Below are 21,551 nucleotides of genomic sequence, written 5' to 3' on the forward strand. Positions count from 1 at the left end.
ACCCTCCACATCCTTTTCCAAAAACACCCCAACACCCCCACCCTTTCCTCTCCACGCACCGAAACCATCCGGTGGCGGCCACCAAGGCTATTTGAAAAAAGAAAAAGGCAGGGTGGCGGCCACCATTCGTTCCCGGCGATCCGAAACCATCCGGTGGCGGCAACCACCGCCTTTCGGCCTGTTTTTAGGGCAGGAACCGCACCACCACGGCCTTACGGCAAAAAAAATAGGCCTGGTGGCGAGAAAGAGGCTGTTTTATTTACGAATCCTTCAATATTATAGCAAATCCCAGCCGCATACATCCCAAGTATGGCTCAATGTTTCCCGATCTAAGTACCACGCTCCCTTTACGCAAAACACAGCACAAAACACATTGAAGTTATAACAAAATGTGTTAGGCCCACGCCACCCCTCACACCCCGTTTTCACATTCGCTAATTGGCTAATTTCCCAATTATCTCCGGTTTTAAAAAAATGTGCGAACTTCCCGTCTCCCCAACTCCTACCTCCCAACTCCCGAACAATCCTCCTACTTTTAACAAAAGATGCGGTTTTCCCACACCGCCATGTCCGCGGGAACCCGTACCTTGGAATTGGGGAAGGGCGGCTGCGTCCCTTAACAAAAACGACGGAACTGACCTTGCGGAAAAACCGTACATTTTGTTAAAAGAAAGGCAGACCCGGATTACGCTTCCAAAGCCGTGAGATGTCCCTGGTTGCTATGCACAAGGCCGCGAAACTTCTCATCTTCCCAACTTTCGGTCTTCCGAACTTCCGAACTTTCTATCTTCCCATCTTCCCAACTTCTCGACTTTCCGACTTCCCAACTAGCCCCTTTTAACAAAAGATGCTGTTTTCCCACACCGCCATGTCCGCGGGAACCCGTACATTGGAATTGGGGAGGGGCGGATGCGTCCCTTAACGAAAACGGCCGAACTGACCTTACGGAAAAACCGTACATTTTGTTAAAGGAAAGGCAGACACGGATTACGCTTCCAAAGCCGTGAGATGTCCCCGGTCGCGCTGCCCAAAGCCGTCAAACTTCACGTCTTCCCGACTTTCGGTCTTCCGAACTTCCGAACTTTCTATCTTCCCATCTTACAACTTCCCGACTTTCTGACTTTCTGACTTCCCGAACTATTCCCTTTTAACAAAAGATACGGTTTTCCCACACCCCCACGTCCGCGGGAACCCGTACCTTGGAATTGGGGAGGGGCGGCTGCGTCCCTTAACGAAACCAGCGGAACTGACCTTGCGGAAAAACCGTACATTTTGTTAAAAGAAAGGCAGACGCGGATTACGGTTCCAAAGCCTTGAGATGTCCCCGGTCGCGCTGCCCAAAGCCGTCAAACTTCACGTCTTCCCAACTTCCGGTCTTCCGAACTTCCGAACTCCCGAACTCCCCATCTCCCAAACTCCCCATCTTCCCAACTTTTCTCACTATCTTTGCATCCGTATGGAAACCATTCTCGATACCCCCAAACTTCCCACCGGTAAACCCAAATGGCTGCGTGTAAAACTGCCGATTGGGCAGAAATATACTGAACTGCGTGGACTCGTAGATAAGTACAAACTCAACACCATCTGCACCTCGGGCAGTTGTCCCAATATGGGCGAATGCTGGGGTGAAGGCACCGCAACCTTCATGATCCTAGGTAACATCTGCACCCGTTCGTGCGGATTCTGCGGTGTCAAGACCGGTCGCCCCGAAACCGTCGATTGGGACGAGCCTGAAAAGGTCGCCCGCTCGATCAAGATCATGAACATCAAGCATGCCGTGATCACCAGCGTAGACCGCGACGACCTAAAAGATATGGGCTCGATTATCTGGTACGAAACCGTACGCGCCATCCGCCGGATGAACCCCAATACCACCCTCGAAACCCTTATCCCCGATTTCCAGGGTAACGAACGCATGATCGACCGCATCATAGCCGCCGATCCGGAAGTCGTTTCCCACAACATGGAAACGGTCCGCCGCCTGACGCGTGAAGTCCGTATACAAGCGAAATACGACCGTAGCCTCGGCGTATTGAAATACCTCAAGGAAAAAGGCATCCGTCGCACCAAATCGGGCATCATGCTCGGACTAGGTGAAACCGAGGAAGAAGTCATCCAGACCATGCGTGACCTCCGCGACGCAAATGTCGACATCGTCACCATCGGCCAATACCTACAACCGAGCAAGAAACACCTGCCCGTTAAAGAGTTCATCACGCCCGAACAATTCGCCAAATACGAAACCCTCGGAAAAGAAATGGGCTTCCGCCATGTTGAGAGCGGCGCGTTGGTGCGGAGTTCCTATCATGCGGAAAAACACATTTTATAGTGTTGGGTTTTGGGTTTTAGGTTTTGGGTTATTATGAACTCGTAAATGATTTTCGAGTAGATGGAACACTTTTTCCCCTTTTCGATGTAGACCCGATGAAGATTCATCAATTTTGAGCCAACGCCACACCCAAAACCCAGAACCCAAAACCCAAAACCTTCACATGATCAAAATCGCCATCAACGGTTTCGGACGCATCGGCCGCACGCTCTTCCGCCTCTTGCTTGACCATCCGTCGATTGAAGTAGTCGCCATCAACGACCTCGCCGACGCCCGGACCATGGCGCATCTCCTGAAATACGACAGCATCCATGGCATATTGCCAGTTGACTGCAGCGCCGAAGAACACGCATTGGTCGTCAACGGCAAACGTATTCCGTTCTTCAGCGAAAAAAATATCGCCGACCTCAACTGGGGCGCGCTTTCCGTAGACATTGTGGTGGAATCGACCGGAAAATACAAGACCTACGACGAGTTGCACGCACACATCCGTTCAGGAGCCCGGAAAGTGCTCTTGTCGGCACCCTCCGAAACCGACCGCATCAAAACCGTCGTATTGGGGGTGAACGAACACATACTCGAGGGCACGGAGGAAATTGTATCGAATGCATCGTGCACGACCAATAACGCCGCCCCGATGATCAAAGTCATCGATACCTTATGTGGCATCGAGCAGGCCTACATCACGACGGTGCACTCTTACACCACCGACCAGAGCCTGCACGACCAACCCCACCGCGACCTGCGACGGGCGCGGGCGGCCTCCCAATCCATTGTACCTACCACCACCGGCGCGGCCAAAGCCCTAACCCGCATCTTTCCCAAACTCGAAGGCAAGATTGGCGGCGGTGGCATACGCGTTCCGGTGCCCGATGGTTCCCTCACCGATATCACCTGCTACGTCCGTACGGCGGTTTCGATCGACGAACTCAACGCCGCCTTTCGCGCAGCCTGTGAAGGGGAACTGCAGGGCATCATGGCCTATACAGAAGACCCTATCGTGTCGGTCGACATTCTGGGCAATCACCACTCGTGCCTGTTCGACAGCCAGTTGACATCCGTAATCGATAAAATGGTGAAGGTAGTGGGTTGGTACGACAATGAGGTCGGCTATTCCGCCCGCCTTATTGACCTCATCCTGTATTTTAAGCAACAAGGTCTTACGACCCGATAGCTCCGTCAACGAACGCGTGCACCAGGCGTTCGAACTTTTCCCGTTTCTTCAGGAAGGCTGTTCGCATCGGCACATACCACAGCGGCAGGCCCTCAAGCTGACCGGACAGGCGCATATAGTCTTTCTCCGTCGTCACAACGATACGCCCCGCCGCGCTTTCCCGAATACGTTCCAGATCGGCAGCGGAAAAGTCGTGATGGTCAGGGAAGCGAAGCGTACGATCCGATGCCTGTGACAGGAAATCAAAGAAAGGTTGTGGTTTCGCAATACCCGCCACGAGTACTTTCGGTGCCTGTCTGATCTCGGCAACCGGTTGCAAGCCCTCCTCTGATACCGCATCGTCATCGTATTCGATATGGGTAAAAAACACCGACTGCTGCTCGTCAAGGCGCAGTTTACGCCGGATGTGTTCGCGTTGTTCGGCAGTCAGGTCGGGCGGACATTTGGTGACTACAACTATATTCGCCCGTCGTGCACCACGGCGTCCTTCGCGAAGGTGACCCGTTGGCAGCAGGAAGTCGTCGGTATACAGTTCGGCATAGGTCGTCAACAGGATAGCGAACCCCGGTTTCACCCGTCGGTGCTGGTAGGCATCGTCAAGCAGGATGACATCCGGTTTGCGATCCAGTGCCAGCAATCGCCGGATGCCCGCCACCCGATCCGCATCCACCGCTACCGTTACATCCGGAAACTTTCTGTGGTATTGGAAAGGCTCGTCCCCCAAAGCTGCGACCGTCGTTGTATCATCCGCCAGTACAAATCCTTTTGATTTCCGGCGGTAGCCCCGACTGAGGATGGCCACTTTGTAATGCGCCGAGAGCAGGCGCACGAGGTACTCCACCATCGGGGTTTTGCCCGTCCCGCCGACACTCAGGTTACCCACGACAATCACCGGCGTGTCAAACGCATACGACCGGAAAATACCCGAATCATATAACTGGTTGCGAACCGCCGTCACGAGTCCGTATAGCAACGAAAACGGAAAAAGGATTATTCGAAGCAACGCCATGCGGCAAAGATACTTTTTTATCTTTGGACCGTATCGTCTAACCTTTAGCCATGAAAACCGAAACCTTCTGGATGATTGTGCTGCGTATTGTCGGCCTGATGTTGTTGTCATCCGCTTTTTACGTGATTCCGCAAGCCCTACTCACCCTGCGTCAATTTAACGACTCCTCATCCCCTGACCGATGGGAGGCTGCTCTCTACCTTCTTGCAGGCATCACCGTGTATCTTGTAATCACCTATTTCTTTCTCTTCCGACCCGATCGCCTGGTTCGTGGGCTGCGCCTGTGTAACAGAATGGAGGCCGAAATCGGGCTTTCCATCACACCGAGTACGTTTCTTTCCGTTTCGGTGGCCGTGACAGGTGGCTTGATGTTCGCACGGGGGCTCCCGGGTCTGGTTTCCGAGCTCATACGGTTCTTCCAGGTACATGACCTATTACGTGACTACCCGTCACTGCACACTATGGTAGCGACAGCCGTTCAGGTCTTGGTCGGATTCCTCCTGCTATCCAGATGCCATACCGTCGCACACTACATACTTTCCAAAGCAAATCCCTCCTCATGACTCTAAAAGATTGCCTCGCCGTACTTGAAGAAATGGCGCCCCTCGCCTATGCCGAAGATTTCGACAACGTCGGTTTGCTGGTCGGCGATGCTGCAGCAGACGTCACCGGCATCCTGGTATGCCACGACGCACTGGAAGACGTCATCGACGAAGCAGTGGCGAAAAAGTGTAACCTGGTGGTTTGTTTCCATCCCATCCTGTTTTCCGGATTGAAAAAAATCACCGGTAAAAACTATGTGGAGCGGGCCGTGATCAAAGCCATCCGGCACAATATCGCCATTTACGCCGTCCATACCGCACTCGACAACCATCGAAATGGTGTGAATAAAATCTTCTGTGATGCGTTGGGATTGACCCATACACGCATCCTGGTACCTAAGAAGGACTTCATCCGCAAACTCGTAACCTACACCGTTCCCGAAAATGCCGATGCCGTGCGCCAGGCCCTTTTCGCAGCCGGTGCGGGCAACATCGGCAATTACTCCGAATGCAGCTTCAACTCCGAAGGTATCGGCACGTATCGCGGAAATGAAGAAAGCGATCCGGTGGTAGGGCAAAAAGGTGAATGGACGCAAACGGCCGAAACCCGCATCGAAGTCACTTTTGAAAAACATCTCGAATCTCGCATCCTAAAGGCCCTTTTCCAAAGCCACGTATACGAAGAAGTTGCCTACGAAATCTATGATACCCGCAATGCCCACCAAAACATCGGTTTAGGCATGGTGGGCGAACTGGAGACGCCAATGCCTGAAGCTGAATTCCTGAAGTTTGTAAAAGACAAAATGGGAGCGGGCGGTATCCGGCATTCTGACTTCCTGGGGCGCGAGGTACGTACCGTCGCCGTATTGGGTGGTTCCGGCAGTTTTGCCATCGGTGATGCCATTCGCGCAGGCGCCGATGTGTTCCTGACCGCCGACCTGAAGTACCACCAATTCTACGAAGCGGAAGGAAAAATAGTGTTGGCAGACATCGGACACTTTGAAAGCGAGCGCTATACAAAAAATTATATTGTTGACTATCTTACCGAAAAAATGCCTACTTTTGCAATCATTTTATCAGAAGTAAACACTAATCCGGTTAAGTACGTATAAATCTATGGCGACGACAAAAGAACTGAGCGTTGAAGACAAACTGAGGGCTATTTATGATCTGCAATTGATCGACTCACGAATCGACGACATCCGTAATGTGCGTGGCGAGCTTCCGCTGGAGGTACAGGACCTCGAAGACGAAGTGGCCGGCCTTAGGTCGCGTGCCGAGAAACTGAAAGCCGATCTTGACGTTATTGACGACCAGATCAAAGCCCGCAAAAATGCCATCGAGGAGCACCGCGAGGCCATAAAGAAATACGCCAAGCAACAGGAAACGGTTCGCAACAACCGCGAATTCAACTCGCTTGCGAAAGAAATCGAATTCCAGGAACTGGAAATCCAATTGGCTGAGAAGCAGATCCGCGAAATGAAATCGTCGATCGAATACAAAAGACAACTGGTCGACCAGTCAGAGGAAAAACTCAACGAGAAGCAACAGCACCTCGAGCACAAAAAAGCGGAACTCGATGCCATCATGGCCGAAACCGCAAAAGAAGAGGATTTCCTGGTAGCGAAATCAGCCGAGTTCGAAGCGCTGATCGAGCCACGCCTTTTGGCTGCTTACAAGCGCATCCGGGGCAGTGTCCGCAACGGACTCGCCGTCGTATCCATCGAGCGCGGCGCCTCTGCCGGTTCGTTCTTTACGATTCCTCCACAAACACAGGTAGAAATCGCAGCGCGCAAGAAAATCATCACCGACGAACATTCAGGTCGTATTCTGGTCGATGCCACGCTCGCCCGCGAAGAGAAGGAAAAGATGGAAGAAATTTTCGCCAGCGTTTCCTAAACGATAGCAAGCCCCGAAACGGGGCTTTTTTTATGGAAAGTACGAAACAACGTCTGCTGGCCCGCAGCCTCGGGACCTGCATCAACATCCTCGCCTATATCGCGCCACGACAGGCGGCCGGTTTGGCCCACCGGTTCTTTAGTCGTCCGCGATACGGGCGGTTGGAAGCCCATGCCCTTCCCGACCCACTGAATCAGGCACGAAAGTCGGTCTATCCTTCTGCACTCGGAAACATCGTTTGTTATGAATGGGGCAGCGGTCCAAAGATACTGTTGCTGCATGGCTGGGAAAGCCATTCAGGCCGCTGGGAACGACTCCTACCCTTTCTCGATGGTTTCCATGTGATGGCCATCGACGCCCCCGGGCACGGACAAGACAGCGGGATCGAATTCAACGCCCCAAGATATGCCGCCTTTGCCGATGCGGTTTCTGCCACCTTCCAACCCGATTTCATCATCGGGCATTCGATGGGTGGTATTTCACTACTGTATCTGCTTCACCGATACCCGATGCCGCAACTGCGTAAAGCGGTTGTGATGGGTGCACCCTCCGAAATGACGGCCATCGTAACCAATTTCAACGACCAACTCGGCCTTTCCAAACGGGCGCGACAGGTGTTCGACGTGTATATCGAAGCGCGTTATGGCTTTCTTCCCTCCGCTTTTTCAGGTGCCGCTTTCGCGAAAACCATCACTGTCGAAACCTTAGTGGTGCACGCTACCGACGATGACATCGTGCCGGTTGCCGAAGGAGAACGCATCGCCGCAGCCTTACCCAACGGGCACTTCCTCTCCGTTACCGGGTCGGGCCATCGCCTGCACGACGATGCGCTGTATGCCGACATCCGCTCGTTTCTGCGCGCATAGAACAGAGTTGCGTACCTTTGTAGTATGGAGGAACAAAAACGCATCAACAAGTTTATTGCGGAAACTGGCTTTTGCTCGCGCCGTGAAGCCGACAAACTCGTGGCGGACGGCAAGGTGACCATTAACGGCGCGTTGGCTGAGATGGGCTCGAAAGTTACCCCTTCGGATGAAGTACGTGTCAACGGAAAACTCCTCGCCGAACGCACCGACAAACCCGTGTACCTGGCCTTCTACAAACCCGTCGGTATTGAATGTACGACCAACCAGACGGTGCGGCACAATATCATCGATTACCTCAATTATCCCGAACGGATCTTTCCCATCGGGCGACTCGACAAAGCCAGCGAGGGACTCATCTTCCTCACCAATGACGGCGATATCGTCAACAAAATCCTGCGGGCCCATTACCACCATGAAAAGGAGTATGTCGTAACGGTGGATAAGCCCATCACCGACCGTTTCATCCAGCGGATGGGGAACGGCGTACCGATACTCGGCACCGTAACCCGCAAGTGCAAAGTGACGCAGATCGACCGTTTTACGTTCACCATCATCCTGACACAAGGCCTCAACCGCCAGATCCGCCGGATGTGCGAATACCTTGGATATGAGGTGCAGACCCTGAAACGCATCCGGATCATGAACATTTCGCTTGACGTCCCGAAAGGCCGCTACAGGGAATTGACACCGGCGGAAATTGACCAACTCATCGAACAAACCGGCCGCGAACGGGAAAACCTACAGGAGCGCCTGCTACCAAAAGCTGACCACGCATCATCCCGACCTACAGAGAGAAAGCGATGGAAATAAAGCGCTTCTTCCTTCTCTGGATCGTGCTCCCGATCGGCCTGTATGCGCAGGGCGGACAGCACTTTCTTGACAAAGGGATAGCGGCGTATGAAAAAGACCGTTACCAAGAGGCGGCAGGTCTTTTTGAAAAAGCGGTGTCTGAAGCCAAACGGGAACACAACGTTCCGGTTCAGATGACGTCGTTCAACAATCTGGGCAATTGCTATTCGCAGCTCGGCCAATCAGAGAAAGCCCTCGCCTATTACCTAAAAGCGCAGAAAATGGCGGTCACCGCACGCGATCCGCGGTATGAGGCCAAAATCCTGATGAATATCGGGGCGTTGTATTCGGAGCAAAAGGACCTCAGCCAGGCCTTATCGCACTTCGAAAAGTCGATCGCGGTAGCCGAAAAAACCGGCGATACGAAACTCACGGCCGATTGCCTGAACAATATGGGCATTGTGTATGAACAGCGGCAGGACTTCGATCATGCGCTCAAGGTATACGACCGGGCGCTTCGTTTGTATACGACCACCCAAGACGACGGCCGGATCTCGATGGCCCATAACAACCTCGCCATCGTGCAGAAAGCCCGCGGACGTTATGACGAGGCGGCGGCGCACTACCGGATGGCTTTGGCTATTGCCGAAAAGAACGACGACCGCTATATGATGGCCGCGACCTATAACAACATGGGCAACCTTGAAATCGTAGCCGGTCGCCCGAAAACAGGACTCAACTACTGCCTGCGTGCCTGGAAAGAAGCCCAGACGCTGGGTGCCCGGGAGATTGAAGTGGAGGCACTCGACGGCATCGCCACCGCGTATGAAAAAATGGGAAGGCTAACAGAATCGCTTGACTTCCGGAAACGGTACGAAGCCGCCAAAAATGACTTTGTCAATACCGAGCGCTCCCAGCAATTAACCGAGATGTCGGTGAAGTACGAAAGTGAGAAAAAGGCGGCCGACATCCGCATCCTGCAACAAAAACGGCAATTGGATGCCCTTGCGCTGCACGACCGCGACCTCCGTATTGAAAACCAGCGCCGGGTCATTGTGTTCGTCTTCATCGGTATGGCGCTGCTCGCCCTGTCCCTAGTTTCTATTTTATACGTGCAACGCATCCGGCGGAAACTACTGCGTGAGAAAACGATACGCGAAACCGAAGAAGCCGAGCGCGCCCGTATGGCGAAAGACATACACGACGACCTGGGATCTGGTTTGGCCAAGATCAACTTCCTGAGTGAAGTCATCGTGCGCGAAACGGCAGGAAAGGAAAACGTCAGGAACAGTGCCGAGTCGGTTCGGGAAACCGCCATCCGACTTGTGGAAAACATGCGCGACCTTATTTGGGCGTTGAATCCGGATAATGCGACGTTTGATCACCTGCTGTCACGCATACGTGAATACGCTACCGACTACCTCGAAACCTTCGATATCGCCGTAAGGTATGACTTTGATCAGGTTCCCACAGGACTCACGCTTAAAAGAGAAAGCTACCACCACGTTTTGATGGTGGTGAAGGAAGCGCTGAACAACCTGGCCCGGCATTCGGGTGCGACGGACGCCTTCCTTACGGTTACGGTCACCGAGGGTGAAATCGTGCTTGCCATCCGCGACAATGGAAAAGGCCTCGACCCGGAAACCGTCCGAAAAGGCAACGGACTTGCCAACATGCGCAAGCGGATCGAGGGCATCGGTGGGCGAATGGAAATCGACGGATCAAACGGAACACAGCTTTCCTTTTTCATCCCGCTGCGTTGACATATACCCAAAAAGTGGTAGTGCGCGAATAGCTGTATTTCATACATTTACCGTATGGATATCAAAGTCGCCATCATCGAAGACGAACAACAGATTCGGGAAAGCCTCGCCGTTTTGATCAACGGCAGCCTCGGATTCTCCTGCACCGACGTATACGCTACGGCGGAAGAAGCGCTGATCGGGCTGCCCGGATCGGGCGTTGACGTGGTCTTGACCGACATCCATCTTCCGGGAAAAAGCGGCATAGAATGCGTGGCCGAACTGAAACCAAAATGCCCGTCGATGCAGTTCATGATGTGCACAGCCTTCGAAGACACCGAATCGGTGTTTAGTGCCCTGAAAGCCGGTGCTACCGGATACCTTACCAAAACCACCCAACCCGCGCGCGTGCTTGAGGCGATTATCGAAGTCTATCAGGGTGGATCGCCCATGAGCAGCCATATTGCCCGGAAAGTCGTTGCGTCATTTTCGCCTATGCTGACACCGACCGAAAACGGGTTGTCGGTGCGTGAGCGCGAGATACTCGATCACCTATCACGTGGACTCCGTTATAAAGAGATTGCGGGCTTGCTTTTCATTAGTGTAGAAACTGTCCGGACCCACATCCGGAATATCTACGAAAAGTTGCAGGTACGCTCGCGCACCGAGGCCCTTAACAAACTCTACGGCCGCTGATAATTACTACTTTTTTGCGATTGACGCGACCCCCAGGCGCCGATACCTTTGTCTTCGTTAACCTTTAATCAAAACAAAATGAAGACATTACTAAAACAAAAAGTCACCTACGTCGCATTGACGCTCGTGGGAATCCTATCACTGAATTCATGTTCAAACAGCGACGACGACGGTGAGGCGTATGTGTGCGAAACCTGCGTAACGACACCCGATGCGTTGGCAGTAAACGATGCGAAAGCCACCGGCGTGTACAAAGGAATCGTAGTAGGTTCAAGCGGTACGGTGCGCTTCGACATCCAGAATGGAAGCAATACCATCACGGCGGTGCTTACTATCGATGGTACGGTGGTCAACCTGACCGCGCAGGCGATGCCAACAGATGGCGAACCGTATGTATCCGCCTTTACCGGCACGCTTAATGGCAGTCCGGTCAGCGTCACCTTCCAGGTGGGGGCACAGGGCGGGGCTCCGACCGTAGTCACCTCTTCTATTCCAGGACACCCGAACGCGGTTTTTGAAGTGTTCAAAGAAACGTCGACTTCTTTGATTGAAGCGTTTGAAGGCACCTATCAGAAACCGGGGGAAACCGGCATCTTCAATATCATCCTTTCCGAGGCGTTGGGCGGTTTCAAAGGCATTTCAAAAGACGACCAGACGCAGACGGTAAACGACATTGGCGGTGGATATGACGGTGCCACGGGCTATATCACCAATGAAGATGGCGAACAAGTAGCGCGTATCGTCGGCGACGAACTCAACGGCCAGTTCCAGGATTCGGACGGCACGGTCACCGTTACCGGACGACGGACGTTGTAATGATCGTTATAACATGGAAAAGCAGGCTATAGGCCTGCTTTTTTTATTGTCGTCAGAAGCACTTTACGAAGTGCGTCTTTTATATCCCAACACCTTTTCCAGTATACCATAATTTGGTATATTTGAAAAACTTCTGTCATCATGGCTAAAAACACTTCTATTCTGCTGGGTGATCATTTTGAGAATTTCATCAGCGAAGAAATTAAGTCCGGACGTTTTAGTTCTGCCAGTGAGGTAGTTCGATCGGCACTTCGATTACTTGAAGTGCAACAGCAAAAAATACGACAACTTCGTCACGAAATCGAACAGGGCGAAAAGAGTGGGTTTGTCGAAGACTTTAACGCCGATGACTATCTCGAAAGTCTTCACAAGAAGTATTTATGAGGTATCGGATAAGCCGGAAAGCACTCGAAGATCTTGATCAAATCTGGCTATATACCTTCCAGCATTGGTCAGCACGGCAAGCCAACCATTATTATCGGATGATTCGTCAGGAAATGGAATATATCTCGGACGATTTTAGTGCAGGAAAAGATATTGGAACCATAAAACCCGGCTACCGACAGGCAAAAGTCAGCGCTCATTTTATCATCTATAGACAGGGCGATGACGGCATAACCGAAATAGTACGGATACTCCATCAGATGATGGACATTCCCAATAGCATCTAGAAGCCTTTGATTTGGAAGCACCTCACGTAAAAACACTTCCTGAACCTCGATAGGTCGAAACTGATTCCCTACAACTTCCTCTTATTCTCCCGCGCTAACAACGTATTTTTCAACAACATCGCAATTGTCATCGGCCCGACGCCACCGGGAACCGGGGTAATATACGACGCTTTCTTGCTTACGTTTTCAAAGTCGACATCGCCTGTAATCACGTATCCTTTCTCTGATGATTCGTCGGCCACACGGGTAATGCCCACGTCGATGATGACGGCATCGTCCTTGACCATCTCGGCCTTCAGGTAATTCGGCACGCCAAGGGCACTGATGATAATGTCAGCCTGGGTGGTAATCTGTGCGATGTTTTTGGTGAAGCTATGGGTAAGAGTCACGGTCGAATTCCCCGGGAATCCTTTGCGACCCATGAGGATGCTCATCGGACGGCCGACGATATGGCTGCGTCCTATTACCACGGTATGTTTCCCTTTGGTTTCGACCCCGTACCGCTCAAGCAGTTCGAGGATACCAAATGGGGTCGCGGGGATAAACGTCGACATGTCGAGCGCCATTTTACCGAAGTTTTCCGGATGGAACCCATCGACGTCTTTCTGCGGGTCGATCGCCATGATGACTTTCTGCGTATCGATTTGTTCCGGCAAGGGCAGTTGCACGATGAAACCGTCGATCGCGTCGTCTTCGTTCAGTTCCTTGATTTTTTTGAGAAGTTCCGTTTCAGACGTGGTGCTCGGCATCTTGATAAGTGTCGACTCAAAGCCAACCCGTTCGCAGGCTTTTACCTTGCTGCCTACATAGGTGAGGCTCGCGCCGTCATTTCCGACGATGATGGCCGCCAAATGGGGCACCTTCTCGCCTTTTGCTTTCATCTTCGCCACTTCTGCAGCGATCTCATTCTTGATGTCGTCTGAAACTTTTTTTCCGTCTAGTAGTTGCATGTTGTGTAGGTTAGCGTTAGCCAAAAAGCGAATTAGCGAATGAAAACCGGAGTCGTCATTCGCTAATTCACCTAGTTTTTATCGCATCGGGCCTTTCATTCCGCCCATCATCTTCATCAGGTTTTTGCCGCCCGGCCCCTGCATCATCTTCATCATCTTGCTCATCTGGTCGAACTGCTTCATGAGTTGGTTGACCTCCTCGATTTTACGTCCGGAGCCTTTGGCAATCCGGTTTTTGCGTTTTACATCGATGATAGAAGGCTTTTTGCGTTCGGTAGGCGTCATCGAGTAAATAATCGCTTCGATGTGCTTGAAGGCGTCGTCCTCTATCTGCACATCCTTCATCATCTTGGACGCGCCGGGTATCATCCCCACCAAATCCTTCATATTCCCCATACGCTTCACCTGCTGGATCTGGGTAAGGAAATCATCGAAACCGAATTCGTTCTTGGCAATCTTCTTCTGCAGTTTACGCGCTTCCTCCTCATCGAATTGCTCCTGGGCACGCTCCACCAACGAAATAACGTCGCCCATACCGAGGATACGGTCGGCCATACGCGATGGGTGGAACACGTCGAGCGCCTCCATTTTTTCACCGGTACCGATGAACTTGATCGGCTTATTGACGACCGATTTAATCGAAAGTGCGGCACCACCACGGGTATCACCGTCGAGTTTCGTAAGGATGACCCCGTCAAAGTCGAGGCGGTCGTTAAATGCTTTCGCGGTATTCACGGCATCCTGGCCCGTCATCGAGTCGACAACGAAAAGCGTCTCCTGCGGTTGCAACGCCTGGTGTACGTTGGCGATTTCATCCATCATCTCCTCATCCACGGCCAAACGACCGGCGGTATCGACGATGACCACATTATAGCCCTTCTCTTTCGCGTATTTGAGGGAATTCAGCGCAATCTGCACCGGATTCTTGTTCTCCGGCTCCGAGTATACCTCTACCCCTATTTGCTCGCCCACCACATGCAACTGGTTGATCGCCGCCGGACGGTATACGTCACAGGCAACCAAGAGCGGACGCTTGGTTTTCTTCGTTTTCAAATAGAGGGCCAGCTTGCCCGAGAAGGTGGTCTTACCCGATCCCTGCAAACCTGACATCAGGATGACGGACGGATTCCCCGACAGGTTGATACCCGCTGCTTCGCCTCCCATCAATTCGGTAAGCTCGTCTTTCATCAACTTGACGAGCAACTGCCCCGGCTGGAGCGTCGTCAATACATTCTGTCCGATGGCCTTCTCCTTTACGCGGGTCGTGAAGTCCTTGGCTATCTTGAAGTTAACGTCGGCGTCAAGTAGTGCGCGGCGTACCTCCTTGAGGGTATCGGCCACGTTGACTTCGGTAATTTTACCGTGTCCTTTCAGGATATGGAACGCCTTATCGAGTTTTTCGCTTAGATTCTGGAACATAATGCTGTTTGTGAAAGGTGCAAAGATAATCGACCGACCACAATTTACAATGGATTAATCGACCGAACGACCACCAAAACCCGCGAATACAACAAGCCGCATGGCCATGACATAGGGCAAAAAGGAAAACCGGCCCATACAGCAACCGGTTTTCGCACGCAACTATCTAAATTCCTAATTCAGGCAGGTATGGTTGTCGCCCTGTTGTTGGGCAAGCTGGCTTACCTGTGAAGCCGAAAGGGCCGAGCGGTAGACCCGAAGGTCGTCGAGGTGGCCATGGAAGCCTTTTCCGATGAAATAGCGGAAAAACTCGGATGTGATATTAAAATTGGAGTTCGCATCGGTCGCCACCAACGTGCCGTCGCGGTAAATGCGTACCGTATCTGTATCGCCTTCTATGGTGAGCGCCAAATGATGCCAGTTCGTAGTGTCATTCCAAAGTGTTTCGTTGTTCCAGGTAAGGTCCCACAACGATTGAACACCTCCTGCGCTGCTGAAGAACAGCGGTCGGTTCATATCATAGACACCCAGAAAAAAGGCCACATTATTATCATTTTCTGCTTTCTCGAAAAATTTCTCGAGGTTACTGGTGTCGGTATTCTGCATCCGGAACCACACGCTTACGGTAAGCGAATCGCCCTGTTTCAGGTGGTTGACCACCGTTTCATCCAGCGCCAGGTAGTCAAGTGCGGCGCCGCTGAACGATACCGCCGACTGTGTATTTCCGCTTCGGTCAGTTACGAATTGCGGCGGGTAGTTCGCATTGAACGCGAGGTTATCACCCGAAACCAGGTCGCGCGCTTCATTGGCAAACGGTACGTAAATGATCAGGTTATCGGTCAATATGTTCGGGACATCGCACGGACCCGGTGGCGGATTGCACAACCCGACGGCCTGGTCAAGGGCGGCCAGAAGCGCGGCATTGTCCGCAACGGTTACCACATTCCCGTCTGAAAATGTCAGGGAGATGGGATAATCCACTGCGAAGTATTGTCCGGGCTGCATTGACATCAACAACGCGAACAAATCAGCGTCATCATTAAGGGTATAGGTATTGGCTAACTGGTAATTGGCGTCGTAGGCGAAAATCGTAATAGGATAATTGATGTTGATGCAGTTGATCGGGTCGGTGTTGGCGCTACTGCCGGCACAATCGGCCACCGCCGCGTTCCATTGCGCTTCGGTCGCGAGCACTTGCTGCGTTCCGTCTTCATGAATGATGGTCACGGGTAACACAGGCTGCATCCAATCACCTTCGTGACGTTGGAGGCCTTCGATCACGGTATTCACCTGGGTTTGGCTTTCGTCGTCCTGGACGGTGTAGACGGTTTCGTTCATCTGATTTCCTTCCTGGTCGTGAACCGCTACCTGGTACGGACGCTGTATCCGAAAACAAGCCGAACTGTCAACGGCATTATCCGAAACCTCATCGGCCGTCGTGAGTCGTTGAAGCATTTTGGTAAGCGGGGCATTGTGGGTCAGGTTCTGCGGATTGACAGTTTCAGAATCAAGTGACTCGGTCTGGCAGGAAATACCCAGCATCGACAGTACCACCACAGTATACAAAAGAAAGCTACGCATTCGGAGATTTTCCACTAAAACAAAGATTTACCGATTTTCCCTACCCAAAATAATCATAATTTCAGGAACGGGATGCATAAAAACGTTTTTTGCAGTAAATTGGGTGAAGTTTAAAGGATTTCGGTAGGGTTTTCAACCACGTGATTGTTATATATGAAAACAGGACGACCAAAGATGCAGGACGACAACCAGGGTATTTGCGAAGAACAGGTGTTTTCATCCGTTTTTCGCGCGCATGCCCGGACGCTTCGCAGTTATCTTTACTTCCGCTACGGAAATGAAGAAACGGCGGGCGACATGGTGCAGGAGGCCTTCGTCAAGTTGTGGGAAAACTGTGCATCGGTGCCCTTTTCGAAAGCAAAGGCGTATCTGTACACAGTGGCCAACAACGCCTCGCTCAACGTAATTGCACACGAAAAAGTGGTGCTGCGTTTTGCGAAGACCAAACCGGGTCGGGAGGCGCATGATGAGAGTCCGGAATACAAAATGGAAGAAGCGGAATTCGACGCGAAACTCCAATCGGCCCTCAACAACCTCAGCGAAGCACAGCGCACGGCCTTCCTGCTGAACCGGATTGAAGGAAAGAAATATTACGAAATCGCCGACATGCTGGGCATCAGCGTGAAGGCCGTCGAAAAGAGAATAAGCGGGGCATTGGCCTCGTTGCGAAAGGAAATCGACCAAATACGGTAGAAATGGAAAAAGAACATGACCTTGCGAAATGGCTGGCCGGTGAAATGACCGGAGACGAGCTTCGTGAGTTTGAAAAATCGGAAGGTTTTGCGACCTACCAGCGGATTGCAGCCCATTCAGAACGCCTGCAATTGCCCGACTTTGACACGTCGGACATGCTGCAGCGCATCACGTCCCGTGAGAAAAAGACTGCGCCCGTCGTGCGACCTCTATGGCGCCGTGCCGGATGGCAGATTGCTGCGATCCTCGTGATTGGTTTGGGCATCTGGCTGGGACTACCGAACGAAAAACCAACTGTTTACGTGGCCGACGCCGGTATGCAGAAAAGTTTTCGACTCCCCGATGGATCGGAAGTCACCTTGAACGCCGGTTCGGAAGCGTCCTACCTCAAAGGTGACTGGGACGACAACCGCGAGGTCTCGTTGACCGGGGAAGCCTTCTTCCACGTGGCCAAAGGACGTAAGTTTGAAGTCCACACCGATCAGGGAACGGTGACCGTACTCGGTACACAGTTCGATGTTAGGTCGCGCGGACAACGCTTTGAAGTGGAATGTTTCGAAGGAAGGGTGGATGTAAAGACGCCTACTTCCCATACCATTATCACCAAGGGACAAATTGTGGCCTTTGAAAAAGGACAACCCCTGGAAGTCGCGCCACAATCATCGGCACAGCCCTCCTGGATGCACGGCGAGTTGGCCTTCCGCGCCGAAAACCTCGACCAGGTCGTGGCAGAATTGCAACGACACTTTAACATCCGGATTGACCTGCGTTCGAACGCTGCGACCGAGCGTTTCACAGGCGTGGTTCCGGGTGACGATCCATTAGTTGCCTTACATTTGATTGCCCGTACCTATAAGTTGCAAATCCGTCAGGCTTCCGCGAAAGCGTTCATACTCGATGCCATGGAATGAAAGGAAAGCTCACGCTGTTTCTTTTCTTCTCTTTCCTGCCTTTGCTGCGGGCACAGGTTCAACTGCCTTTGCGCGACGTACTCTTATCGATCGAAAAACAGCAGCATATCCATTTCAGTTTCCTGGAAGAGGATATTGCTTCGGTTTCGATCGTTCCTCCTCCCCCTACACTTAGCGGACCACAACTCCTTCAGTATTTAGAGGTCCAGACCTCGCTCCGCTTTGAAACGGTAGTGGAAGGCTATGTCAGTATCTCTGTCAAGGTCGACGACAATCCCTCCCTCGCGCCGGTGCGATTAGGGGAAGTAGCGGTGCGCAACATCCTAACCACGGGTATCTCGCGTAAGCAGGAAGGCGTTTTTGTAATCAAACCGGACAAGATGGGAATGCTGCCCGGACTCACGGAGACCGACATCCTTCAGGCGATGCAGCAGATTCCGGGCATATATAGTGCCAACGACCTGGTTTCGGATCTCAACATCCGGGGAGGTACGCACGACCAGAACCTGTTTCTTTGGAATGGGATCCGGATGTTCCAGACGGGACACTTTTTCGGACAGATTTCCGCCTTCAATCCCAACCTGAACAACCGCATTGAGATTACCCGCAACGGAAGTTCGCCCTTCTATGGCGATGCCGTTTCCGGGACGGTTTCCATACAATCAATGCCGGAACGCAACCGCGAATACGAAACCAGCGTAAGTTCAAACCTGATTTCCGCGGAAGCGAACACCCAGGTAAAACTTTCTGAACGCGCATCGGTTAGGGTATCGGCACGCCGCGCGATTACCGATCTGGTGCGTTCACCCGCCTATAAAAGTTACTTTGACCGAGTCTTCCAGAACACCGTCGTTACCCGGCCGGCGGAAAATGAAACCGTTACTTATACCGCCGACGAGGACTTTTACTTCTACGACGCCTCGCTGCAATACGACCAACGCGTGGGTGAACGCAGCCGATTGGGCGTTTCCCTGATCGCGATGGACAATTCCCTGCAACTCATGGAAAATACGGCGAATGGTACCGCAGCCACCGCCAAAAACAGCGACTTAAGCCAACAAACGATGGGCGCTATCGGTTCGTGGCAGACACGCTGGAGCGACGAAGAGGCTTCAAAAGCGGAAGTATACTACTCCTATTTTGACGTCGATTCAAAGAATGAAAAGGTAGATAATACGCAGGTGTTCACCCAAAACAACCGCGTGCAGGATTTTGGCATCCGGCTCGAGCACCGGGTACGCCTCAGCGATAACCTCTCCCTGGCGGGCGGCTACCAGCACTTCCGCACGGCTGTATGCAATGCTGACGCGGTGAACCAACCCGAATACAGTCGCACGGTGAATACCTACCTTCAGGAACATGCTGCCATCGGTGAGGCTGCCTGGGAGTGGGGTCGTTTGCGTACCAAAGGAGGACTACGACTGAACTATATCGAACAATTGGCGGCGTTTCGCATAGAACCCCGACTGGCTTTCCAGTATGTGCTGTCGAATCGGTGGTCGATGTCGTTACTGGCAGAAAGGAAAAGCCAGACGATTTCCCAGATGGTCGAACGGCAACAAGACTTCCTCGGAATCGAAAAACGGCGCTGGGTCTTGTCGAACGGCGGATCGATTCCCATCCAAAAAAGCACACAGGCCGAACTCGGCTTCGCCTATAACGACAACCAATGGTTGGTCACCTTTGACAACTTTTACAAAAAGGTATCAGGTATCACCACGGAGTCCCAATCCTTTCAAAACCAACTCGAATTGATCCGGATTACCGGCTCCTACGCCGTTTGGGGTTCGGAACTGTTAGTACAACGTGATTTCCCCGGCTTCCGCACCTGGATGAGTTATAGTTTCAACCACAACCTATACGATTTTCCCCTCCATTTCCCGCCGGAGTTCGACAACAATTTTGAAATCGAACACTTGGTGAACTTTGCCGGTATTGCTACGCTGGGCAGGTTCAAGGCTTCTATAGGAGGCAAATGGAGCAGCGGGCGACCGTATACGGAACCACTTTCAGAGACACTGGAGCCGGGTCAAAACCAGATTGCATACGGCACACCGAACGGCGCGCGGCTGCCATCGGTTTTACAACTGAACTTCTCGGCTTCTTATCAATGGATGTGGGAGAAAGGACGTCTCAGCGCGCAGTTCGCCCTCCTGAATCTCTTCAACAGCCACAATCCGCTCAAACGCTATTACCGCATCAACCGCAACGACAACACCATTGAAAAAGTCGACCTTTTTGCGATTGCACGCACGCCGAATTTCAGCCTTCGGTACGAATTCAAATAAAAAAAGGTACTGTTTTAATAAGCAAGCATTCGACGAAAAAAGGTATTTTTGAGTCCATTAAGGAAGTCCGCTTTTGAACTATCCTGCATAGTCCTGCTCCTTTGGTGCGGGACTATCTTTTTTATATCCTTCAATGAATACGGTATCGTTCTTCCATAAAGTATACATCAGCAGGAGGAGTTTTCGCTGTATGGCCACCTGACCTATCATCTTCGAGGGTTTGTTTTGGTTGATTCTAAGATAGGTTTGCTTCATATCGGGATTGAAACGACAGGCCACCATTGCAGGGAAGTAGAGGGCATTCCTTATGTATCGGTTTCCTTTTTTGGATATGCGTGTTTTACCTTTTATGGATGTACCCGACTCCCGTTGTACAACATCGTAACCGGCAAAGCTTGCAAGTTGCCTTGCGTTTCGTATCTGGTAGAAACCATCGGTTTCAGCGATGATCGTGGCTATTGTAATCAACCCTACGCCTTTTATGGTGTTTATTTTGTTTACCTTGTCCTGAAGACCTGCGTCTGAGGCTATCTGTTTCTCGATTGCTTTTTTGACTACTTGGATCTGTTTGTCAATCTCCTTTATGAGCTTTTGGTTGCTTCTGAAGATAAACTGCTGAACCTCAAAAGAATTTTCCTTACTGTGTTTTATGTTGCCTAAGGCCGTTCGCTGTTCCTGCAACTGGACATAATAGCGAGTAAGGTTACGGAGTCCACGGAGCACTGGGCTGGGAGGAACCCATGTCCTATGTTTGCGTTCCACCCCAAACTGGCTCAAGACTTTAGCATCCAGATGATCGGTTTTGGTCTTTACGTTCAAACTTGAGAAGTAATGGCTCGATGTATTGGGCAACACCACATGAACCGTCTTTTTGATCTTGTAGAGATGATAGGCAAGCGCCTCATAATAGACACCTGTCGCCTCCATAAGAAAGACTAGCTCAGATTCGGGAGTACTTACGCTTCTTACCCAGCGAGTAAACTGATTGAAGCCCGTTTTGTCATTAGAAAAATCAACTGATTTGCTGAACACCAGAGCACCCTTGCTATCCTGTTGGCAATGACACGCGGTGAAGGTTGATTTTGAGATGTCGATTCCGACCGATTGTTTTACGATAGACATAAGTAAGAATTTTAAGTGTTGACAATTCTCCTTCGTCTTTGCTTTTGTCTTATC

Annotated in this window: 20 protein-coding genes; 15 read left to right on the plus strand and 5 right to left on the minus strand. The window is 51.7% G+C overall.

The features are described from left to right. The first annotated feature begins 1,456 nt into the window (after positions 1 to 1,456). Together lipA and gap are read left to right on the plus strand one after the other, a co-directional pair. Positions 1,457 to 2,329 carry a lipoyl synthase gene (gene lipA, locus MKO97_RS13975; protein WP_241103827.1) on the plus strand — a complete coding sequence of 291 codons (873 nt, stop codon included), beginning with the start codon at positions 1,457 to 1,459 and terminating at the stop codon, positions 2,327 to 2,329. A gap of 163 nt (positions 2,330 to 2,492) precedes the next feature. Beyond that, positions 2,493 to 3,503 (plus strand): type I glyceraldehyde-3-phosphate dehydrogenase, encoded by a 1,011-nt coding sequence (gap, locus tag MKO97_RS13980; RefSeq protein ID WP_241103828.1) that lies wholly within the window; start codon positions 2,493 to 2,495, stop codon positions 3,501 to 3,503. Here gap and lpxK read toward each other — a convergent pair. Further along, the gene (gene lpxK, locus MKO97_RS13985; RefSeq protein ID WP_241103829.1) at positions 3,490 to 4,512 is read right to left on the minus strand and encodes a tetraacyldisaccharide 4'-kinase; all 1,023 of its coding nucleotides are present in this window, start codon (positions 4,510 to 4,512) and stop codon (positions 3,490 to 3,492) included. The genes gap and lpxK overlap by 14 nt on opposite strands. Positions 4,513 to 4,562: 50 nt before the next feature. Between lpxK and MKO97_RS13990 the strand changes: the two genes are divergently transcribed. The 10 genes from MKO97_RS13990 (at position 4,563) to MKO97_RS14035 (ending at position 12,533) form a co-directional block, all read left to right on the plus strand. Next, complete coding sequence (locus MKO97_RS13990; protein ID WP_241103830.1) at positions 4,563 to 5,075, plus strand: hypothetical protein; 513 nt, start codon at positions 4,563 to 4,565, stop codon at positions 5,073 to 5,075. Then, entirely contained in the window at positions 5,072 to 6,166 is a 1,095-nt protein-coding gene (locus MKO97_RS13995; RefSeq protein ID WP_241103831.1) for a Nif3-like dinuclear metal center hexameric protein, read from the plus strand. The genes MKO97_RS13990 and MKO97_RS13995 overlap by 4 nt, the downstream gene beginning before the upstream one ends. Before the next feature lie 4 nt (positions 6,167 to 6,170). Continuing rightward, on the plus strand, positions 6,171 to 6,953 hold the full coding sequence (locus tag MKO97_RS14000) for a zinc ribbon domain-containing protein (RefSeq protein ID WP_241103832.1): 783 nt from the start codon (positions 6,171 to 6,173) through the stop codon (positions 6,951 to 6,953). 32 nt (positions 6,954 to 6,985) lie between these two features. Further along, the gene (locus MKO97_RS14005) at positions 6,986 to 7,819 is read left to right on the plus strand and encodes an alpha/beta fold hydrolase (protein WP_241103833.1); all 834 of its coding nucleotides are present in this window, start codon (positions 6,986 to 6,988) and stop codon (positions 7,817 to 7,819) included. 24 nt (positions 7,820 to 7,843) lie between these two features. Then, positions 7,844 to 8,629 (plus strand): 23S rRNA pseudouridine(2604) synthase RluF, encoded by a 786-nt coding sequence (gene rluF, locus MKO97_RS14010; RefSeq protein ID WP_241103834.1) that lies wholly within the window; start codon positions 7,844 to 7,846, stop codon positions 8,627 to 8,629. Beyond that, positions 8,620 to 10,371: a tetratricopeptide repeat protein gene (locus tag MKO97_RS14015; RefSeq protein WP_241103835.1), complete on the plus strand. Its 1,752-nt coding sequence runs from the start codon at positions 8,620 to 8,622 to the stop codon at positions 10,369 to 10,371. Before rluF ends, MKO97_RS14015 begins: the two co-directional genes overlap by 10 nt. A gap of 54 nt (positions 10,372 to 10,425) precedes the next feature. Next, positions 10,426 to 11,046, plus strand: coding sequence for a response regulator transcription factor (locus MKO97_RS14020; RefSeq protein ID WP_241103836.1), 621 nt, complete (start codon positions 10,426 to 10,428; stop codon positions 11,044 to 11,046). A gap of 78 nt (positions 11,047 to 11,124) precedes the next feature. Further along, entirely contained in the window at positions 11,125 to 11,862 is a 738-nt protein-coding gene (locus MKO97_RS14025) for a hypothetical protein (RefSeq protein WP_241103837.1), read from the plus strand. A 141-nt stretch (positions 11,863 to 12,003) separates the two neighbouring features. Further along, positions 12,004 to 12,246, plus strand: coding sequence for a type II toxin-antitoxin system ParD family antitoxin (locus MKO97_RS14030; RefSeq protein WP_241103838.1), 243 nt, complete (start codon positions 12,004 to 12,006; stop codon positions 12,244 to 12,246). Then, positions 12,243 to 12,533: a type II toxin-antitoxin system RelE/ParE family toxin gene (locus tag MKO97_RS14035; RefSeq protein WP_241103839.1), complete on the plus strand. Its 291-nt coding sequence runs from the start codon at positions 12,243 to 12,245 to the stop codon at positions 12,531 to 12,533. The genes MKO97_RS14030 and MKO97_RS14035 overlap by 4 nt, the downstream gene beginning before the upstream one ends. Before the next feature lie 68 nt (positions 12,534 to 12,601). Here the strand turns inward: MKO97_RS14035 and MKO97_RS14040 are convergent, their stop codons facing one another. The 3 genes from MKO97_RS14040 to MKO97_RS14050 all read right to left on the minus strand — a co-directional run bounded on the left by MKO97_RS14040 (position 12,602) and on the right by MKO97_RS14050 (position 16,483). Continuing rightward, positions 12,602 to 13,483, minus strand: a complete 882-nt coding sequence (locus tag MKO97_RS14040) for a bifunctional 5,10-methylenetetrahydrofolate dehydrogenase/5,10-methenyltetrahydrofolate cyclohydrolase (protein ID WP_241103840.1) — start codon at positions 13,481 to 13,483, stop codon at positions 12,602 to 12,604. 78 nt (positions 13,484 to 13,561) lie between these two features. After that, positions 13,562 to 14,902 carry a signal recognition particle protein gene (gene ffh, locus MKO97_RS14045; protein WP_241103841.1) on the minus strand — a complete coding sequence of 447 codons (1,341 nt, stop codon included), beginning with the start codon at positions 14,900 to 14,902 and terminating at the stop codon, positions 13,562 to 13,564. A 174-nt stretch (positions 14,903 to 15,076) separates the two neighbouring features. After that, the gene (locus tag MKO97_RS14050) at positions 15,077 to 16,483 is read right to left on the minus strand and encodes a LamG domain-containing protein (RefSeq protein WP_241103842.1); all 1,407 of its coding nucleotides are present in this window, start codon (positions 16,481 to 16,483) and stop codon (positions 15,077 to 15,079) included. Between the two features lie 153 nt (positions 16,484 to 16,636). On the opposite strand from MKO97_RS14050, the gene MKO97_RS14055 reads away from it, so the two are divergent. Genes MKO97_RS14055 through MKO97_RS14065 form a run of 3 tightly spaced genes read left to right on the plus strand, consistent with a single transcriptional unit; the run spans position 16,637 to position 20,375 of the window. Beyond that, on the plus strand, positions 16,637 to 17,176 hold the full coding sequence (locus MKO97_RS14055) for a sigma-70 family RNA polymerase sigma factor (RefSeq protein ID WP_241103843.1): 540 nt from the start codon (positions 16,637 to 16,639) through the stop codon (positions 17,174 to 17,176). A 2-nt stretch (positions 17,177 to 17,178) separates the two neighbouring features. Beyond that, the gene (locus MKO97_RS14060; RefSeq protein ID WP_241103844.1) at positions 17,179 to 18,087 is read left to right on the plus strand and encodes a FecR family protein; all 909 of its coding nucleotides are present in this window, start codon (positions 17,179 to 17,181) and stop codon (positions 18,085 to 18,087) included. Then, positions 18,084 to 20,375, plus strand: a complete 2,292-nt coding sequence (locus MKO97_RS14065) for a TonB-dependent siderophore receptor (protein ID WP_241103845.1) — start codon at positions 18,084 to 18,086, stop codon at positions 20,373 to 20,375. The genes MKO97_RS14060 and MKO97_RS14065 overlap by 4 nt, the downstream gene beginning before the upstream one ends. 78 nt (positions 20,376 to 20,453) lie before the next feature. On the opposite strand, the gene MKO97_RS14070 is transcribed toward MKO97_RS14065, so the two are convergent. After that, positions 20,454 to 21,497 (minus strand): IS110 family transposase, encoded by a 1,044-nt coding sequence (locus tag MKO97_RS14070; protein WP_241103846.1) that lies wholly within the window; start codon positions 21,495 to 21,497, stop codon positions 20,454 to 20,456. Between the last annotated feature and the right edge of the window lie 54 nt (positions 21,498 to 21,551).

Source organism: Flavobacterium sp. HJ-32-4 (assembly GCF_022532105.1).
GTDB lineage: Bacteria > Bacteroidota > Bacteroidia > Flavobacteriales > Flavobacteriaceae > Flavobacterium.

What these genes read in the sequence shown, in the direction of transcription:
- lipA (WP_241103827.1), top strand. Translation starts at nt 1,457, where the DNA reads ATGGAAACCATTCTCGATACCCCCAAACTTCCCACCGGTAAACCCAAA.
- gap (WP_241103828.1), top strand. Translation starts at nt 2,493, where the DNA reads ATGATCAAAATCGCCATCAACGGTTTCGGACGCATCGGCCGCACGCTC.
- lpxK (WP_241103829.1), bottom strand. Translation starts at nt 4,512, where the DNA reads ATGGCGTTGCTTCGAATAATCCTTTTTCCGTTTTCGTTGCTATACGGA.
- MKO97_RS13990 (WP_241103830.1), top strand. Translation starts at nt 4,563, where the DNA reads ATGAAAACCGAAACCTTCTGGATGATTGTGCTGCGTATTGTCGGCCTG.
- MKO97_RS13995 (WP_241103831.1), top strand. Translation starts at nt 5,072, where the DNA reads ATGACTCTAAAAGATTGCCTCGCCGTACTTGAAGAAATGGCGCCCCTC.
- MKO97_RS14000 (WP_241103832.1), top strand. Translation starts at nt 6,171, where the DNA reads ATGGCGACGACAAAAGAACTGAGCGTTGAAGACAAACTGAGGGCTATT.
- MKO97_RS14005 (WP_241103833.1), top strand. Translation starts at nt 6,986, where the DNA reads ATGGAAAGTACGAAACAACGTCTGCTGGCCCGCAGCCTCGGGACCTGC.
- rluF (WP_241103834.1), top strand. Translation starts at nt 7,844, where the DNA reads ATGGAGGAACAAAAACGCATCAACAAGTTTATTGCGGAAACTGGCTTT.
- MKO97_RS14015 (WP_241103835.1), top strand. Translation starts at nt 8,620, where the DNA reads ATGGAAATAAAGCGCTTCTTCCTTCTCTGGATCGTGCTCCCGATCGGC.
- MKO97_RS14020 (WP_241103836.1), top strand. Translation starts at nt 10,426, where the DNA reads ATGGATATCAAAGTCGCCATCATCGAAGACGAACAACAGATTCGGGAA.
- MKO97_RS14025 (WP_241103837.1), top strand. Translation starts at nt 11,125, where the DNA reads ATGAAGACATTACTAAAACAAAAAGTCACCTACGTCGCATTGACGCTC.
- MKO97_RS14030 (WP_241103838.1), top strand. Translation starts at nt 12,004, where the DNA reads ATGGCTAAAAACACTTCTATTCTGCTGGGTGATCATTTTGAGAATTTC.
- MKO97_RS14035 (WP_241103839.1), top strand. Translation starts at nt 12,243, where the DNA reads ATGAGGTATCGGATAAGCCGGAAAGCACTCGAAGATCTTGATCAAATC.
- MKO97_RS14040 (WP_241103840.1), bottom strand. Translation starts at nt 13,483, where the DNA reads ATGCAACTACTAGACGGAAAAAAAGTTTCAGACGACATCAAGAATGAG.
- ffh (WP_241103841.1), bottom strand. Translation starts at nt 14,902, where the DNA reads ATGTTCCAGAATCTAAGCGAAAAACTCGATAAGGCGTTCCATATCCTG.
- MKO97_RS14050 (WP_241103842.1), bottom strand. Translation starts at nt 16,483, where the DNA reads ATGCGTAGCTTTCTTTTGTATACTGTGGTGGTACTGTCGATGCTGGGT.
- MKO97_RS14055 (WP_241103843.1), top strand. Translation starts at nt 16,637, where the DNA reads ATGAAAACAGGACGACCAAAGATGCAGGACGACAACCAGGGTATTTGC.
- MKO97_RS14060 (WP_241103844.1), top strand. Translation starts at nt 17,179, where the DNA reads ATGGAAAAAGAACATGACCTTGCGAAATGGCTGGCCGGTGAAATGACC.
- MKO97_RS14065 (WP_241103845.1), top strand. Translation starts at nt 18,084, where the DNA reads ATGAAAGGAAAGCTCACGCTGTTTCTTTTCTTCTCTTTCCTGCCTTTG.
- MKO97_RS14070 (WP_241103846.1), bottom strand. Translation starts at nt 21,497, where the DNA reads ATGTCTATCGTAAAACAATCGGTCGGAATCGACATCTCAAAATCAACC.